13 protein-coding genes are annotated in these 13,812 nt (G+C 65.7%); 5 read left to right on the forward strand and 8 right to left on the reverse strand.

From position 1 onward, the window contains the following. Positions 1 to 101: 101 nt before the first annotated feature. From ABD002_RS12535 to ABD002_RS12555, 5 genes are all read right to left on the reverse strand, one after another. Positions 102 to 3,497, reverse strand: a complete 3,396-nt coding sequence (locus ABD002_RS12535) for a S8 family serine peptidase (protein WP_343791587.1) — start codon at positions 3,495 to 3,497, stop codon at positions 102 to 104. A gap of 484 nt (positions 3,498 to 3,981) precedes the next feature. Beyond that, positions 3,982 to 5,814, reverse strand: coding sequence for a DNA primase (locus tag ABD002_RS12540; protein ID WP_343791589.1), 1,833 nt, complete (start codon positions 5,812 to 5,814; stop codon positions 3,982 to 3,984). Positions 5,815 to 5,837: 23 nt separating this feature from the next. Next, the gene (locus ABD002_RS12545) at positions 5,838 to 6,329 is read right to left on the reverse strand and encodes a GNAT family N-acetyltransferase (protein WP_343791688.1); all 492 of its coding nucleotides are present in this window, start codon (positions 6,327 to 6,329) and stop codon (positions 5,838 to 5,840) included. Positions 6,330 to 6,346: 17 nt separating this feature from the next. Next, the gene (locus tag ABD002_RS12550) at positions 6,347 to 6,793 is read right to left on the reverse strand and encodes a GatB/YqeY domain-containing protein (RefSeq protein ID WP_343791591.1); all 447 of its coding nucleotides are present in this window, start codon (positions 6,791 to 6,793) and stop codon (positions 6,347 to 6,349) included. 30 nt (positions 6,794 to 6,823) lie between these two features. Beyond that, positions 6,824 to 7,798 (reverse strand): winged helix-turn-helix domain-containing protein, encoded by a 975-nt coding sequence (locus tag ABD002_RS12555; RefSeq protein WP_343791593.1) that lies wholly within the window; start codon positions 7,796 to 7,798, stop codon positions 6,824 to 6,826. 225 nt (positions 7,799 to 8,023) lie between these two features. Here ABD002_RS12555 and ABD002_RS12560 point away from each other — a divergent pair, with 225 nt between their 5' ends. Beyond that, positions 8,024 to 8,725 (forward strand): YceI family protein, encoded by a 702-nt coding sequence (locus ABD002_RS12560; protein WP_343791595.1) that lies wholly within the window; start codon positions 8,024 to 8,026, stop codon positions 8,723 to 8,725. Between the two features lie 257 nt (positions 8,726 to 8,982). Here the strand turns inward: ABD002_RS12560 and rpsU are convergent, their stop codons facing one another. After that, entirely contained in the window at positions 8,983 to 9,198 is a 216-nt protein-coding gene (rpsU, locus tag ABD002_RS12565; protein WP_131996031.1) for a 30S ribosomal protein S21, read from the reverse strand. A gap of 57 nt (positions 9,199 to 9,255) precedes the next feature. Between rpsU and tsaD the strand changes: the two genes are divergently transcribed. After that, complete coding sequence (gene tsaD / locus ABD002_RS12570; protein ID WP_343791597.1) at positions 9,256 to 10,341, forward strand: tRNA (adenosine(37)-N6)-threonylcarbamoyltransferase complex transferase subunit TsaD; 1,086 nt, start codon at positions 9,256 to 9,258, stop codon at positions 10,339 to 10,341. A gap of 377 nt (positions 10,342 to 10,718) precedes the next feature. On the opposite strand, the gene ABD002_RS12575 is transcribed toward tsaD, so the two are convergent. After that, positions 10,719 to 11,072 carry a hypothetical protein gene (locus tag ABD002_RS12575; RefSeq protein WP_343791599.1) on the reverse strand — a complete coding sequence of 118 codons (354 nt, stop codon included), beginning with the start codon at positions 11,070 to 11,072 and terminating at the stop codon, positions 10,719 to 10,721. A gap of 159 nt (positions 11,073 to 11,231) precedes the next feature. Here ABD002_RS12575 and folB point away from each other — a divergent pair, with 159 nt between their 5' ends. The 3 genes from folB to ABD002_RS12590 are packed head-to-tail and all read left to right on the forward strand — an operon-like array spanning position 11,232 to position 13,009. Continuing rightward, entirely contained in the window at positions 11,232 to 11,585 is a 354-nt protein-coding gene (gene folB, locus ABD002_RS12580) for a dihydroneopterin aldolase (protein WP_343791601.1), read from the forward strand. 45 nt (positions 11,586 to 11,630) lie between these two features. Further along, positions 11,631 to 12,119 carry a 2-amino-4-hydroxy-6-hydroxymethyldihydropteridine diphosphokinase gene (gene folK, locus ABD002_RS12585; protein ID WP_343791603.1) on the forward strand — a complete coding sequence of 163 codons (489 nt, stop codon included), beginning with the start codon at positions 11,631 to 11,633 and terminating at the stop codon, positions 12,117 to 12,119. 47 nt (positions 12,120 to 12,166) lie between these two features. Then, positions 12,167 to 13,009, forward strand: coding sequence for a DUF6159 family protein (locus ABD002_RS12590; protein ID WP_343791605.1), 843 nt, complete (start codon positions 12,167 to 12,169; stop codon positions 13,007 to 13,009). Between the two features lie 30 nt (positions 13,010 to 13,039). Here ABD002_RS12590 and ABD002_RS12595 read toward each other — a convergent pair whose 3' ends face one another. Further along, positions 13,040 to 13,786 (reverse strand): pteridine reductase, encoded by a 747-nt coding sequence (locus tag ABD002_RS12595; RefSeq protein WP_343791607.1) that lies wholly within the window; start codon positions 13,784 to 13,786, stop codon positions 13,040 to 13,042. Positions 13,787 to 13,812 lie beyond the last annotated feature (26 nt).

The raw sequence follows: 13,812 nt of genomic DNA on the forward strand, positions 1-13,812 counted from the left end.
GCTCGTACAGCCCTTGCGGACAGGCATGACGAGCGGTGAAATCGATGCTCGGAGTTCAAGCCGGATCGGACCACGAGGTCCGATCCGGCAGGAACTACACGTCAGCTCCGGGTCGCGTGCACAACCACGCGGTAGACCGGATTGTTGGGATCATTGCTGCGCAGGCACAGCGAGCCTGTTGCGCTGGTCGCCCCGGCAGGGAACTGCGAGGGATCCACCAGCACGTCGACGGACTTGGCATAGCTGCCGACAAGACCCCCCGAGACCGTGACCGACGCGAACGCGGGATCGACGCTGAGCCAGGCGGGTGTCGCGTTGCACGTCACCTTCTGGTCGATGCGCAGCGCGACTCCGGCGGTTCCGCTTTCTGCGCTCACCGCCCTGTTGGTCATGGTGTAGGGCGTGGTCCCGTTGCCGGTCGGCGTCGGCCGCCACAAGGTGTTGTCACTGAGGCCGAACATTGAATACAGCCCACCGCCCTCACGCCCCATACCGAGCCAATACTTGCCCGGCGCCAAGGTCGGACCGGCGATCGCCCCGCTGGCGGTGAAATCCAGCGTGTCGGTCGCGAACACGTTGTTGCCGGCGATGCTCAATCCCGACGATCCTTCGGTGATCTCGTTGGCCCACAGCGCGTTCGCCGGTGTTTGCAGCGGGTTGGCGGGTTGACCGCTGACGTCCGGCACGATCCAGTAATTGACCTTCTGGGGTGTGCCCAACAAGGCTGAGTAGAGCCCTTTGGCGCGCACCAGATAGGTTTCGATCTTCGCCAGCGGTTCCGGTGCGTCGACGACAAAACTCTGCAAGGGGATCGGAGTGGAGAAATAGCCATAGGGCGCCCTGTACATCGCTTGCAGCCCGAAGCCGAGATATGGTTTCTGGTCGATCAGGCTCGCTGCGTAGGTGCTCCCATCGGCCAGGCTGGTGTTGTTCACGACCAGATCGGCACCGCCGCTGTTGGCGATCTTCAGGCTTGCACGGGTGACCTGGTTGTTCACCGCAGCGACCGTGAGCTGTCTCGGTGTGGCGCTGATGTCCTGCACGGGCAGGTCGACCGTGATCGGCAGATGCAATTTCGACAAGCTCGCATCATCGGGTGTCAGTACCAGCGTTGCGTTCTGCGGGCCGGTCCAGGCCGTGCTGTCGAAGGTGACGGTGAGGCGCTGGCTGGCGCCGCCGGCGACCGTCAGCTGGGCCGGATTGAATTGCACGCCGCCGTTGACGGAGCCCGCCACGCTCGGCGTCCAGGTCACCGGGTGGCTCTGCGTGCTGCGGAAGTCACGGCTGACGCTGCAGCTCTTCGTACTGGTCCGCGCGACCCGGTCGACGGTGACGCAGTTCGGGATGGCGATCTGCGCGAGGTTCAGTGTCGATGGATCGCCGGCCGCGACCGAGGACTGCAGCGGATAGGGGTTCGCGGCTGTGAAATGGGCGCCGGTTTCATTGAGCACGAGCCCGGCGCTCGCCGCGGCAGGCACTTGCACTCGCCCCGATCCCCGCGCATTGGTATTGGCCGGAGTGCTCGAGGTGGATTCAAGCACTCCCTCCTTGGCGGTCATCATCAATGCGGACTTGATTTCCAGCGGCGTCCAGTCCGGATGCTTCGCCCGCAGCAGCAGGCCCGCGCCCGCGGCATGCGGCGTCGCCATCGAGGTGCCGCTCATGAACGTAATGGCGTCGGGATTGGTGCCGCTGCCGTCCCTGTAGGCAGCGAGGATATCCACGCCCGGCATGGCGAGATCCGGCTTGCCGAAGCCGTAGGGCGCCGGTCCGCGCAAGCTGAACCACGCCATGTGATCGGGCTCGGTTGTGCTGCGTCCCGATGCGGCGCTGACCTGGACGAGCGCGCCCGGATTCGCGTCGCCGTACTGCTTCAGCGCTGCGCCGTCGTTGCCTTTCAGATCGAACGCCAGCACATTGCCGGTGGCACTGATGCTCCCGAAGGATGTGGCATTTGCCGACTCGATCAGGACCACGCCGGCGCCGGCGTTGTGTGCATTGTCGATCATGGTCGAGGCATAGCAGCTACCCGTGCCGGAACTCGTTTTCAAGAGGGCCGCCTTGCCCTGGAAAAGCTGGGCGGCGAACGCCGTGCAGCCGTCCCCGACCGTGCCATAGCTGGGGCTGATCGCCAACGGTAGCTGCGGCACCGACGCCGGCACCGGATCGGCCACTCCACTGGCGATATGCACCGCGAATCCCGGCAATGGGGTGGCGCCGCCTGTGGCTTGCAGCGAAATGCCGGCCACGCCGTGATCGCTCGTCGTCGCGGCGACGGTCGTCACCCAGGGCTCCAGATGATTGGCGGTTCCTTCGAGGGCCTCTTTCGCATACGCGTTCGTGTTGCCGGCCGCGGCGGCGACGAAGATGCCCGCATTGGTCGCCGACAGAAAGCCCTGGGACGTCGCGTCGCTCCAGGGCGTGAATCCGCCGCTGATGGAGAAGTTGATACTGTCGACCACGCCGTCGCGGACCGCCTGGTCGGTCGCGGCAACGATGGCGGATTCATCGCAGCCGCCACCGACGCAGACTTTGTACGCGATGATGTTGGCATGGGGCGCCACACCGGTGACATGCGTGTCCCAGCCGAAGTACTTGGCCTTGCGGTTGTTGCCGGCGGCCGTGCTCGCGGTGTGCGAACCGTGGCCGTGGTCGTCGAGGCCGACCGGCGTCCTGCTCGTATCGTAGATGCCGATCAGCTTGTCGTTGCAGCGCCCGGCCAGGGACTGGCCCGGCGCGCACAGGCCTCGGTAGGTGCCTGCCCCGAGCGGATTGACGTGGCGATAACCGGATTCGTCCACGGCGGCGAACGAAGCGTTGGCGGGGTTGATCCCGGTATCGAGAACACCGAGAACGGTGCCCTCGCCCAGGACGGACCGCGGCGTCGACGAACCATCGAAGCCGTCGATGAACACCGCATCGGCCGGGACCGTGGGTCCGATCCCCTGCGCGCCGATCAGCGCCGTGCTGTATTCGGTGGTGAGCTGGCGGGTCTGATCCGGCGCGACGGAAGCGACCTTGGGCAGGGAACGGATCGCTTCGGCTTCCTCCGGCGTGAGATCGAGCACCAGCGCATTGAGTGCGTGCTGCAGCGCGAACACCGGGGTGAGCCGGCGTGCGATGCGCTGACCCATCGCGTTCAGCAGGGTGGTCTGTTCGGCCGCGAGATACCCCACATAGGCCTCGGCCTGAGCGCCGCTGAAATCGATGCGCTGTCGGGTGGCGGTGCCGGCACTCTCCCCGGTGCCGGCACTCTCTCTATGCATAACGCGAGGAATGGCTGCGAAATGGGAATCGCTGCCGTCGTAGAGCGCGGCCGGCGGTTGCTCCAGCAGCACGATATAGCGCAGCCGCCCGTCGGCATCCTGTTGCGATGCGTCGGCGTTCAGGGGCGATACGTCGTTGCTGGGCGTGACGACGGCGTGCGTGGCGGTGCTGGCCGCCATCGACAGGGCGAGGCCGATGTGCAGGGCCAATGGTCGAATCTTGCATGTCATAACGCTGAAGTCCTCTCGATGTAGAAAATCCGCGATGGAATGGAGGAACGAAATGGTCGGCGCTCTTGCGTGCGTGAAGCCCCCGCCTCGAACGCACAAGGCCGCCGCCATTCGGTACGCTGAGTGACCGCCGTCCCCTGATTACGACCGCGTGAACTCTCTCGCTGCTACGACCATGCAAAGGCCGACACACGAACACGGACGCAGCGGCAATCTTTGGCACGTCGATGTCTTTTCCCCATTCGGAATGGATCACCGCGCGATGACGCAACGCCGAGCCGAAGACGTCATCGAACCGTCACCGTAAGCAACGCGTTTGGTGATCGTTTTGTTGCCCCGGCTGCCCGCCATGGGCCTGCGGGGGCGAAGCAAAGAGGGGGCGGAGAGATTGCTGGTCCGCACCTGAGCGTCAGGACAGCGGAATGGCCTGCAAGTCGGATCAGGACCTGATCGGTCGACGGCGGCGGTGGGGCCTAGGCGGTGGTTATCGCGGCCGCGTTCCCTTCACGGCGAGCAGCTGGCGCAGCTCGTTGCGCTCTTCCTCGGTGAGCCCCGTCGCACCCTTCGCTTCGAGATCCTTCAGGCGCTGCTGCAGGTCCAGGCGGCGCTGCGATTCGGTCTGGCGATCGAGTTGTCGAATCGCGTCGAGGAACTCGGCGCGTGCTTCGTCCTCGCCGCCCGGAAAGTCCAGTACGGCAAGTTTCTGCAGCGCCTTCGCTTCCTCGCGTTCGGCGAAATGCTCGAGCAGCGCTCCGGTCAGGATGTCCGGGCGAGCGCGGCACAGGCCGATCAGCTCGATCAGCAGCGGTATGCCCGGCTGACGCAGTTCTGCGAACATCCAGGGCGGTTCGATGGCGGATGCCAGCGTGGGACGCTGCACTAGCAGCGTGATCGCGGCGCGCACCAGCGAGCGTTGCTGCGGACGTGCGCGCGGTTGTTGGGGCTCGGCCGGCGAAGCGGCGACCTGTATGCGCACGCCGGTCAACTTGTCGAGCTCGGCCAGCATCAGGTCGCGGAATGCGCCGTCGGGAATCTGCGCGAGGAGCGGGCGCGCGCGTTCGGCGAGGCGCGCCTTGCCGTCGAGACTCGTGAGGTTCACGTCCTTGCCGAGTTCCGAGAAGAAGAATTCGCTGAGCGGCGTCGCGTCCTTCAGGCGCTGCTCGAAGCCATCGAGACCTTCCTTGCGGATCAGCGAATCCGGATCCTCGCCCTCGGGCAGGAACAGGAACAACGCCTGGCGACCGTCACGCATGCGCGGCAACACGGATTCGACCGCGCGCCACCCGGCCTGGCGGCCGGCGCGATCGCCGTCGAAGCAAAAGTAAACGTCCGCACATTGGCGAAACAGAATTTCCGCGTGATCGCGCGTGGTCGCCGTGCCGAGCGTGGCGACCGCCTGGTTGACGCCGAATTGATGCAGGCTGATCACGTCCATGTAGCCTTCGACGACGATCAGGCGCGGAATCTTCGCGTGCGCCTCGCGCACCTGCCACAGACCGAACAGTTCGCGGCCCTTGTGGAACAGCGGCGTTTCCGGCGAGTTGAGGTATTTCGGTCCGTCGGATTTGTCCTTCCGCGCGTCCTGCACGCGAGGATCAAGAACCGGCGATCCTTCGCCGGACTTTTCAACGGGAGCAGGAGCCGACTTTGCCGCCGGTTTGGTCAATATCCTCCCGCCAAACGCGATCGTGCGGCCGCGGCGGTCGAGGATCGGAAACATCACGCGATCGCGGAAGCGGTCGTACTTGCTGCCGCGCTCACCGCTGGTCAGCATGCCGGCCTTCTCGAGCAGCGCGATGCGCGGCGCGCTGGTGCCGAGCGCGTTCTTCAACGCATCCCAGGCATCCGGCGCGTAGCCAAGATTGAAGCGCGCGAGGATCGCCTCGTCGAGGCCGCGGTTTGCGAAATACGCGCGAGCGGTTTCGTTCTCGCCCAGCTGGCGCCGATAGAACTTCGCGGCCGCATCGAGCAGGTTGTAGAGGTCGCTCGCATCCTCGCGCGGCGCCTCGCGGCCGCCTTCGTAGGGCACCTTGAGGCCGGCGCGGTTCGCGAGTTCCTCAACCGCGTCCGGAAATTCCAGGCGGTCGTAGTTCATCAGGAAACCGATCGCGCTGCCGTGCGCACCGCAACCGAAGCAGTGGTAGAACTGCTTGGCCGGACTGACCGTGAACGACGGTGAGCGTTCGTCGTGGAACGGGCAGCGCGCGGACCAGTCGCGCCCGGCCTTCTTCAACGGCACACGCTCCTGGATCACGTCGACGATGTCGATGCGCGCCAGGAGGTCGTCGATGAATTTTTCGGGGATGCGGCCGGCCATGGAGCGCTAGGATACCGGCCGGCTCAGCCCGCCGTGTCCGTGCATTGCGCCGCAAGCGCAGCGAGCGCGGAACCGCTGACGCGTTGCACGGTCCAGTCGTCCATGCCGACCGCGCCGAGGCTGCGGTAGAAGTCGATCGCCGGCTTGTTCCAGTCCAGCACCCACCACTCGAAGCGGCCGCAGCCGCGCTCCACGGCAAGTTTCGCGAGATAGGCCATCAGGCGCCGCCCGACGCCATTGCCGCGAAACGCCGGGCGCACGTACAGGTCCTCGAGGTAGAGGCCGCGCCGTCCGGCGAAGGTGGAAAAGTTGTGGAAGTACAGCGCGAATCCGGCCGGCTCGCCGTCGACGTCGGCGATCACGACCTCGGCGATCGGGTGCTCGCCGAACAATTGTTCCGCAAGCATGGCTTCATCAGCGACGACTTCGTGTGAGAGGTGTTCGTACGCGGCCAGTTCACGGATCAATGCGAGGATCAATGCGGCGTCCGCGCGCGTTGCCGCGCGCAGGCGCATGCCGGGGGCGGTCACGCTCAGCCGCCGAGCTTCTGCTTGACCAGCGCGGACACCTGGCCCATGTCGGCGCGTCCGGCGACCTGCGGCTTGATCAGGCCGACGACCTTGCCCATGTCCTTCGCGCTGCTCGCGCCGGCGTCCGCGATAGCCTTCACGACGATCGCCTCGATCTCGGCCGCCGAGAGCTGCGCGGGCATATAGGCCTGGATCACGCCGACCTCGAACTCCTCCTTGGTCGCGAGATCCTCGCGACCGGCGGCGCGGAACTGCGTGATCGAGTCGCGGCGCTGTTTGAGCATCTTCTCGATCACGCTGAGCACCTGCGTGTCGTCGAGCATGATGCGTTCGTCGACTTCACGCTGCTTGATCGCGGCGTTGACCAGGCGGATCACGCCGAGGCGGTCCTTGTCGCCGCCCTTCATCGCAGCCTTCATGTCTTCGGTGAGTCGTTCTTTGAGTGACATCAATAACTCCTGAGGCCCGGTAGCGAGTGCTCAGCGGGCAGTATTTGGCAAAGCCTCGGAAGAGAGGCCATCGATGGACGCGCGCAGGGACGTCGTCATCTGCGCCGCGATGTCTTTCTGGATCGTCAAGATGTCCCCAAGAGGCCGATCGTAGGTTTCCGACCAGACGACGTAGCCGTCACGTGCCCGGATCAGCCGGGTCGCGACGCGAAACGTGGCGGCGGATTTGCGCACGCTTCCATCCAGCAGGTAGGCGACACCGAGATTCCGTGCGATGTCGGCAACCGGCAGCTGCTTGCCCTTGTAGTAGAACGACGATGTGGGGCCCGGAACCCGAACCCCCAGGATCCTGCTCATGTGATCGATGAGTTCCTCGGTCATGCCGTCGGCGAAGTATTCCTCGTTCATCTCCTGCGTGGTCAGATCGAGAAAAGGCAGCACGCCAATGGATTGGGGGGAAACCGACACGCTGGCGTCCGCGTGGGCGTATCGGCCCGTCGCGAAATTGCCGTAGACCCAATAACCCGCAACCAGCAACAGGATCAGCGCGGCGACGGCGCCGATCACGGCGCTCGATCTCCCGCTTGAGCCAAGCGTCGGCAGACTGATATCCGGCACGTCTCGCCTCGTGCCGGTCAACGACGGCGAAATCCGCGCTTGCATGGGAGCCCGGTCGTCCCAGCGGCTGACCGCTGCCACCATGCGATACCCGAGCCGCGGCACCGTCGCGATATAAGCAGGCTGCCTAGGGTCGTCTCCGAGCGAACGCCGCAGCGAAGTCACGGCCTGATAGACCGAATCCGGCGTGACGATCACGCCCGACCAGACCCGGGTCAGCAACTCGTCGATGCTGACGACTTCGCCAGCGCGCGCAGCGAGATGCAGGAGCAGCCGCATGGTGCGGACCTCCACCCGAACGATCTCTCCGGCTCGAGATATCTCGCTCGACATCGGATTCACGCACCAGTCGCCGATGCGCAGCGGTGTTGCGAGGGGCTCGTCCATACGTGGCTGACGGCGACGGTGTCTTTCAGGGTGAATAGCGGGCATCGATTGTAGCGATATGCGCAACCAGCGACGACCGCGCCTCGCCGGCCGAGCCTCCCGGCCTTCGGCCCGGTGCACTTTTCAGAAGTATTCGGCGCGTTTCAGAGGGTTTCAGAGCGGCTTCAGGACTTTCCTGGCCCTGCTCGGGCACTGTGACCGCGCCATCCCCACAGGAGTCATGCCATGTTTTGCCGCTTCGCTTTTGCCGCCGCCTTCGCTCTCGCGTCCGCCCCGCTCCATGCCACCACCTACGCGTTTGAAGTGCACCATACCCAGGGGGTGATCCGCTGGAGCCATCTGGGCTTCTCGAATCCGACTGCGCAGTTCACCCAGGTGGAAGGCACCCTCGAATTCGACCCGGCCGATCCGACCAAGTCATCCGTGACGGTTGCGATTCCATTGACCAGCATGAGCAGCGGCCTGCCCGACCTCGACGACGACTTCCGTTCGGCCAACTTTTTCGATGTCCCCAAGTTTCCGACCGCGACGTTCAAGAGCACCAAGGTCGAGAAAGGCGGTGCATCGGGCCAGCTCAAGGTCACCGGCGACTTCAGCGTGCACGGCGTAACGAAGCCGGTCGTGCTCGATGTCACCCTCAACAAGATCGGCGTCAACCCGAGGAACAACGTGCCGTCGATCGGCTTCGAGGCCACGACGACGCTCAGGCGTTCCGAATTTGGCCTCGGCAACTACGTGCCCCAGGTCAGCGACGAGATCCAGGTTCACGTGACCTGCCAGGCGGACGAAGCGAAAGCGTATGTGCAGCACCTGAAAGCCAACGCGGCGGCGGCAGCCGTCGATGCCAAAAGAGCGGCGGATGAGGCGGCGGTCGTCGAGGCCGCGGCGATGAAAGCCCCGGCGGTCAAGGAAGCAGCGAAGAACTGACCTCGCTGGCGTTCAATGACTGGATAGAATCGACCTGCAGCAAGGCAAGGTGTTGCACGATGCTTCGCACGAAGCGAGCGCGAGCGTTCGCTTCGTCGAAACCGGGTCGGACATGCAGGACTTGGCGCGGCGGGAATGGCTGACACGGCTTCTTTCCCGGCATTGGTCCGATCAAACGCAAAAAGCCGGCAGCGCTTGCGCGCTGCCGGCCGATGAACAGCCCGTCATCCAGCGCGGACCCGAAGGTCCGCAGCCGATCAATACAGTCTTTGACGCTTCGTCACATCGCGCGAAACGCGGCGCAGGTGACGCTTGACCGCGGCGGCGCGCTTGCGCTTGCGCTCCTGGGTCGGCTTTTCGTAGAACTCGCGCTTGCGCACTTCGGCCAGCACGCCGGCCTTTTCACAGGTGCGCTTGAAGCGACGCAGGGCAAACTCGAACGGTTCGTTTTCGCGAACTTTGACGCTGGGCATAAACTCTCCAATGCAAAATCACCCGGGGCTGTCGGGCGAGCCGTGTATTCTATCGCGATGAATCCGTCATTTGCAAAGCAGGCATCAACCGGACCGGTGCTTGGGGTCGAGACCTCGTGCGACGAGACCGGCGTGGCCATCTTCGATCCGGCGCGCGGCGACGCGGCCGGCGGCCTGCTGGCGCACACGCTGTACAGCCAGATCCGCATGCACGCCGACTACGGCGGCGTGGTACCGGAACTGGCCTCGCGCGATCACGTGCGCAAGCTGCTGCCGCTGGTCCGCGAGACCCTGGCGCAGGCCGGACTGCGTGTCGCCGACCTCGGTGGGGTCGCCTATACGGCCGGCCCGGGCCTGGTTGGCGCCTTGCTGGTCGGCGCGACCGCCGTGCGCTCGCTGGCCTGGGCGCTGGAACTGCCGGCGATCGGCGTGCATCACATGGAAGGCCATCTGCTCGCGCCGCTGCTGGAGCCCGACCCCCCGGAACCGCCGTTCGTCGCGCTGCTGGTCTCGGGCGGTCACTCGATGCTGATCGAGGTCGCCGCGATCGGCCGCTACACGCTGCTCGGCGACACCCTCGACGATGCCGCCGGCGAGGCGTTCGACAAGACGGCCAAGCTGATGGACCTGCCGTATCCGGGCGGCCCGGCACTGGCGAAGCTGGCCGAACAGGGGCGCCCTGGCACGTTCCGCTTCGCGCGGCCGATGACCGACCGGCCCGGCCTCGATTTCAGCTTCTCGGGCCTGAAGACGCAGGTACTGCTGGCCTGGCAGGCCAGCGACAGGTCCAACCAGACCAAGGCCGACATCGCACGCGCGTTCGAGGAGGCGATCGTCGATACGCTGACGATCAAGTGCCGGCGCGCGCTGGCCGCGACCGGCGCGCGCACGCTGGTCGTCGCCGGCGGCGTCGGCGCTAACCGGCGCCTGCGCGCGCAGCTTGCCGAAGCCGGCGCGCGCGAGGGCTTCCGTGCGCACTTCCCGCGCCTGGAGTTCTGCACCGACAACGGCGCGATGATCGCGCTGGCCGGCGCGCTGCGTCTGCAGGCCGGCGAGCATGAGACGCCGGCAATCCTGGTGCGGCCGCGCTGGGATTTGGCCAGCCTGCCACCGCTTGGCGTGCCCATCGCAGGTGTCGGGTGATCCGGATCTGATCGGATTGAACCGGTCTTGTGCTATCGGCGACGCATCGCCCGATGTATGGTGCACGAGCTGCCGCTGAGTCAGTCCGGATCCGCATCGCGATTCCGGATAACGAAATGCGATTGCCTACGGGGGTATGTCATGCGTCTGCCGATTGCGACCGCGTTGATTTTCGTGGCTGCCCTTCTCGCCGAGCCGTGCGCTGCGCGCGGTCTGCTCTGGGAGGCCACCACGCCCGACACCGCCGTAGCCAACACCGCAACGCCGATCTGCGATCTGTTCGCCGATGGTTACGAGAAACCCGCGGCGGGACCATGCGCGAGCTGCTTCGACGGCAGCGTCAACTTCACCGAAACGGATGTCGACTGCGGCGGCAATTACTGCAAGCCGTGTGCGGACGGGAAAATCTGCGCCAGCGGCAACGACTGCCAGAACCGGGTTTGCAGCGCGGGAACTTGCCAGCCTGCAAGCTGTTCCGATGGAGTGAAGAACGGAAACGAAACAGACGTCGATTGCGGCGGCCCCACCTGTGCGGCATGCGCCATCGGCAAAGGTTGCAATGTCGGTAACGATTGCCAGAGCCACGTCTGCACTGCGGGAACCTGCGCCGCCCCAACGTGTTTTGACGGCGTCAAGAACGGAGGGGAAACCGATATCGATTGCGGTGGACCCACCTGCTCGAAATGCACCGCGGGAAAGATGTGCTTTGCGAGTTCGGACTGCGTCAGCAATGTGTGTGCAATGGGAGTGTGCGGTCCCTGATCCGCCGGTAAGTGAGCTGGTAGACTCGGCGTTCGCGCCGCCATGCGCTTGCGCGTATCCAGCGACGATGAGCGCGCGACTTCGCCACCGCCGCTGCGGATCGCCCTCCCCTTACTGATCGGTTTTGCATGGATCTCGTTTTCATAGAAGACCTGCGCATCGAGACGATCATCGGCATCTACGACTGGGAGCGCACCACGCGCCAGATCGTCGCGCTGGATGTCGAGATGGCATTCGACAACACGAAGCCGGCTGCGACGGACCGCATCGAGGACACGCTGAACTACAAGGCGGTGTCCAAGCGTCTGATCGCGTTCGTCGAGGCCTCGCATTTCGAGCTGGTCGAGACGTTGGCCGAGCGTTGTGCCGAGATCCTCCGCGTGGAGTTCGATGTGCGCTGGCTGCGCCTGAAGCTGTCCAAGCCCGGCGCGGTGACTGGCGCGCGTGCGGTCGGTGTGGTCATCGAACGCGGTGAGCGGTGAGGGCAAAGAAGTACCCGTCGTTACCGGCCAACAATCCCCATTCCGATGCACCGCGCCTGGCTCAGCCTCGGCTCCAATCTTGAACCCGAGCGCCATCTGCGCGCGGCCCTCGCGGAGCTGCGCGCGAGCTTCGGTGCGCTGATCGTGTCGCCGGTCTACCGCTTTCCCGCGGTCGGCTTCGACGGGCCGGACTTCCTGAATCTCGCGATCGGTCTTGATACCGATCTCGATGCGTTCGCATTGAATGACTGGCTGCATGCGCTCGAGGATCGCCACGGCCGTCGTCGCGACGTGCCCCGCTATTCCAGCCGTACGCTGGATGTCGATATCGTGCTGTTCGACGATCTCGTGCTGAGCGGCCCCGGCAACCTGCAGGTGCCACGCAAGGAACTCGCCGAGGCGTTCGTGCTGAAGCCGCTGGCCGAGATCGCGCCGGACGTGCGCGAGCCGCAGTCGGCACGCACGCTCGCCGAATTGCGGGCGGCTTCGCCGACGGCGACAGCCGAGTACGAACGGGTCGATCTCGACGTCTGAGTCGCGTCGGTGCTAAAACAGACGCTGGTCTCGAGGGGAGAGTCAGCATGGGTTGTTTTGCACGCAGTTGGGCCTTGGTCAAGGCGAGCGCTGCGGTGCTGCGCTCGGATCGGGAATTACTGGTGTTTCCGCTGCTGGCGGCTATCGGCACGCTGCTCGTCGCGGCCACGTTCATCGCGCCGCTCGCGTTCGGTGGCGCGTTCGCGCAGCTCGACGACGGTCCGACACCGGCCTGGCTGTGGCCGCTCGTCTTCCTGTTCTACCTCAGTCAATACTTCGTGATCTTCTTCTTCAACGCGGCGCTGGTCGGTGCCGCGCGGATCCGCCTCGATGGCGGCAATCCGACTTTGGCCGACGGCTTCCGCATCGCCGCGGCACGCTGGCCGCAGATCCTCGGTTACGCGGCGATCGCGGCGACGGTCGGCATGGTGTTGCGCGCGATCCAGGAACGCGCGGGCCTGATCGGGCGCTGGGTCGCCGGCCTGCTTGGCCTCGCCTGGACCGTCGCGACGTTCCTCGCCGTGCCGGTGCTGGTCAACGAGAACATCGGTCCAGTCGATGCGATCAAGCGCAGCACGGAACTGCTCAAGCGCACCTGGGGCGAAAACCTGGTCGGCAATGTCGGCATGGGTTTCGTGTTCGGCCTGATCTTCCTCGCCTGGGTGCTGGGCATGGGCGGGCTGCTGTTCGTTGCCGCGCAGGCGCACGCTGTCGTCCTGGTGTTCGCCATCGGCGCGCTCGCGGTGCTCGGCGTCCTGCTGCTCAGCCTCGTGCAAAGTGCGCTGCAGGGCGTCTACGCGGCAGCGCTGCATCGCTATGCTGAAACCGGCGACGCCGGCGTCGGCTTCGAGCGCGCGCTGGTCGCCGACGCGTTCCGCATCAAGGCCTGAGCGCGCGCGGATTGCGCTCGCTGGCGTCGCTCACATCGCCAGCGAGCGCCCGCCGTCGACGCGGATGATCTGTCCGGTCACGAACGGCGCGTCGCGCAGCAGCCAGAGCACCGCGCCGGCGACGTCGTCCGGTGTGCCGCTGCGTTTGAGCGGCGTGCGCGCGATCAGTTCCTGCTGGTCCGCATAGGTCTTGCCGGCCTCTGGCCAGAGCACCGCGCCCGGTGCGACGCCATTTACGCGCACCGCCGGCGCGAGTTCCTGTGCCAATGCCTTGGTGGCCATCACCAGCGCGGCCTTGGCCATGCAATAGACACTGTGCCGCGGCAGCGGCCGTTCGGCGTAGATGTCGATGAGGTTGACGATCGCGCCGTGGCGCGCGGCCAGGTGCGGCGCCGCTGCCTGCGCGAGAAACAGCGGCGCGCGCGCGTTGGTCGCGAACAGTTCGTCCCATTGCGTCGGCGTGATCGCGCCGATCGGGGTCGGATGGAACGCCGATGCGTTGTTCACCAGGCCGTCGAGGCGTTGGAAATGTAGCAGCGTGTTCAGCACCAGCTCCGGCATGCGTGCGAGATCGGCGAGGTTGGCCTGCAGCCCGAGCGTGCTGCGCGGGCGCGCGCGTTCGAGTTCTGCGACGAGCGCATCGAGCTCCCTGCGCGAACGCCAGCAGTGCAGGGCGAGGTCGTAGCCTGCCGCATGCAAGGTGCGCGCGATCGTCGCGCCGACCCGGCGTGCGGCGCCGGTGATCAGCACGACCGGTCGTTCGGTCACGTTCGTCATCGTGGTGCCCTCCCTGTCGCGCTATG

The organism is Dokdonella soli (genome assembly GCF_039523175.1).
In the GTDB taxonomy this organism is placed as follows: Bacteria; Pseudomonadota; Gammaproteobacteria; order Xanthomonadales; family Rhodanobacteraceae; genus Dokdonella_A; species Dokdonella_A soli.

What these genes read in the sequence shown, in the direction of transcription:
- ABD002_RS12550 (WP_343791591.1), bottom strand. Translation starts at nt 6,793, where the DNA reads ATGTCACTCAAAGAACGACTCACCGAAGACATGAAGGCTGCGATGAAG.
- rpsU (WP_131996031.1), bottom strand. Translation starts at nt 9,198, where the DNA reads ATGCCCAGCGTCAAAGTTCGCGAAAACGAACCGTTCGAGTTTGCCCTG.
- ABD002_RS12540 (WP_343791589.1), bottom strand. Translation starts at nt 5,814, where the DNA reads ATGGCCGGCCGCATCCCCGAAAAATTCATCGACGACCTCCTGGCGCGC.
- ABD002_RS12560 (WP_343791595.1), top strand. Translation starts at nt 8,024, where the DNA reads ATGTTTTGCCGCTTCGCTTTTGCCGCCGCCTTCGCTCTCGCGTCCGCC.
- tsaD (WP_343791597.1), top strand. Translation starts at nt 9,256, where the DNA reads ATGAATCCGTCATTTGCAAAGCAGGCATCAACCGGACCGGTGCTTGGG.
- ABD002_RS12555 (WP_343791593.1), bottom strand. Translation starts at nt 7,798, where the DNA reads ATGGACGAGCCCCTCGCAACACCGCTGCGCATCGGCGACTGGTGCGTG.
- ABD002_RS12545 (WP_343791688.1), bottom strand. Translation starts at nt 6,329, where the DNA reads ATGCGCCTGCGCGCGGCAACGCGCGCGGACGCCGCATTGATCCTCGCA.
- ABD002_RS12535 (WP_343791587.1), bottom strand. Translation starts at nt 3,497, where the DNA reads ATGACATGCAAGATTCGACCATTGGCCCTGCACATCGGCCTCGCCCTG.
- folK (WP_343791603.1), top strand. Translation starts at nt 11,631, where the DNA reads ATGCACCGCGCCTGGCTCAGCCTCGGCTCCAATCTTGAACCCGAGCGC.
- ABD002_RS12595 (WP_343791607.1), bottom strand. Translation starts at nt 13,786, where the DNA reads ATGACGAACGTGACCGAACGACCGGTCGTGCTGATCACCGGCGCCGCA.
- folB (WP_343791601.1), top strand. Translation starts at nt 11,232, where the DNA reads ATGGATCTCGTTTTCATAGAAGACCTGCGCATCGAGACGATCATCGGC.
- ABD002_RS12590 (WP_343791605.1), top strand. Translation starts at nt 12,167, where the DNA reads ATGGGTTGTTTTGCACGCAGTTGGGCCTTGGTCAAGGCGAGCGCTGCG.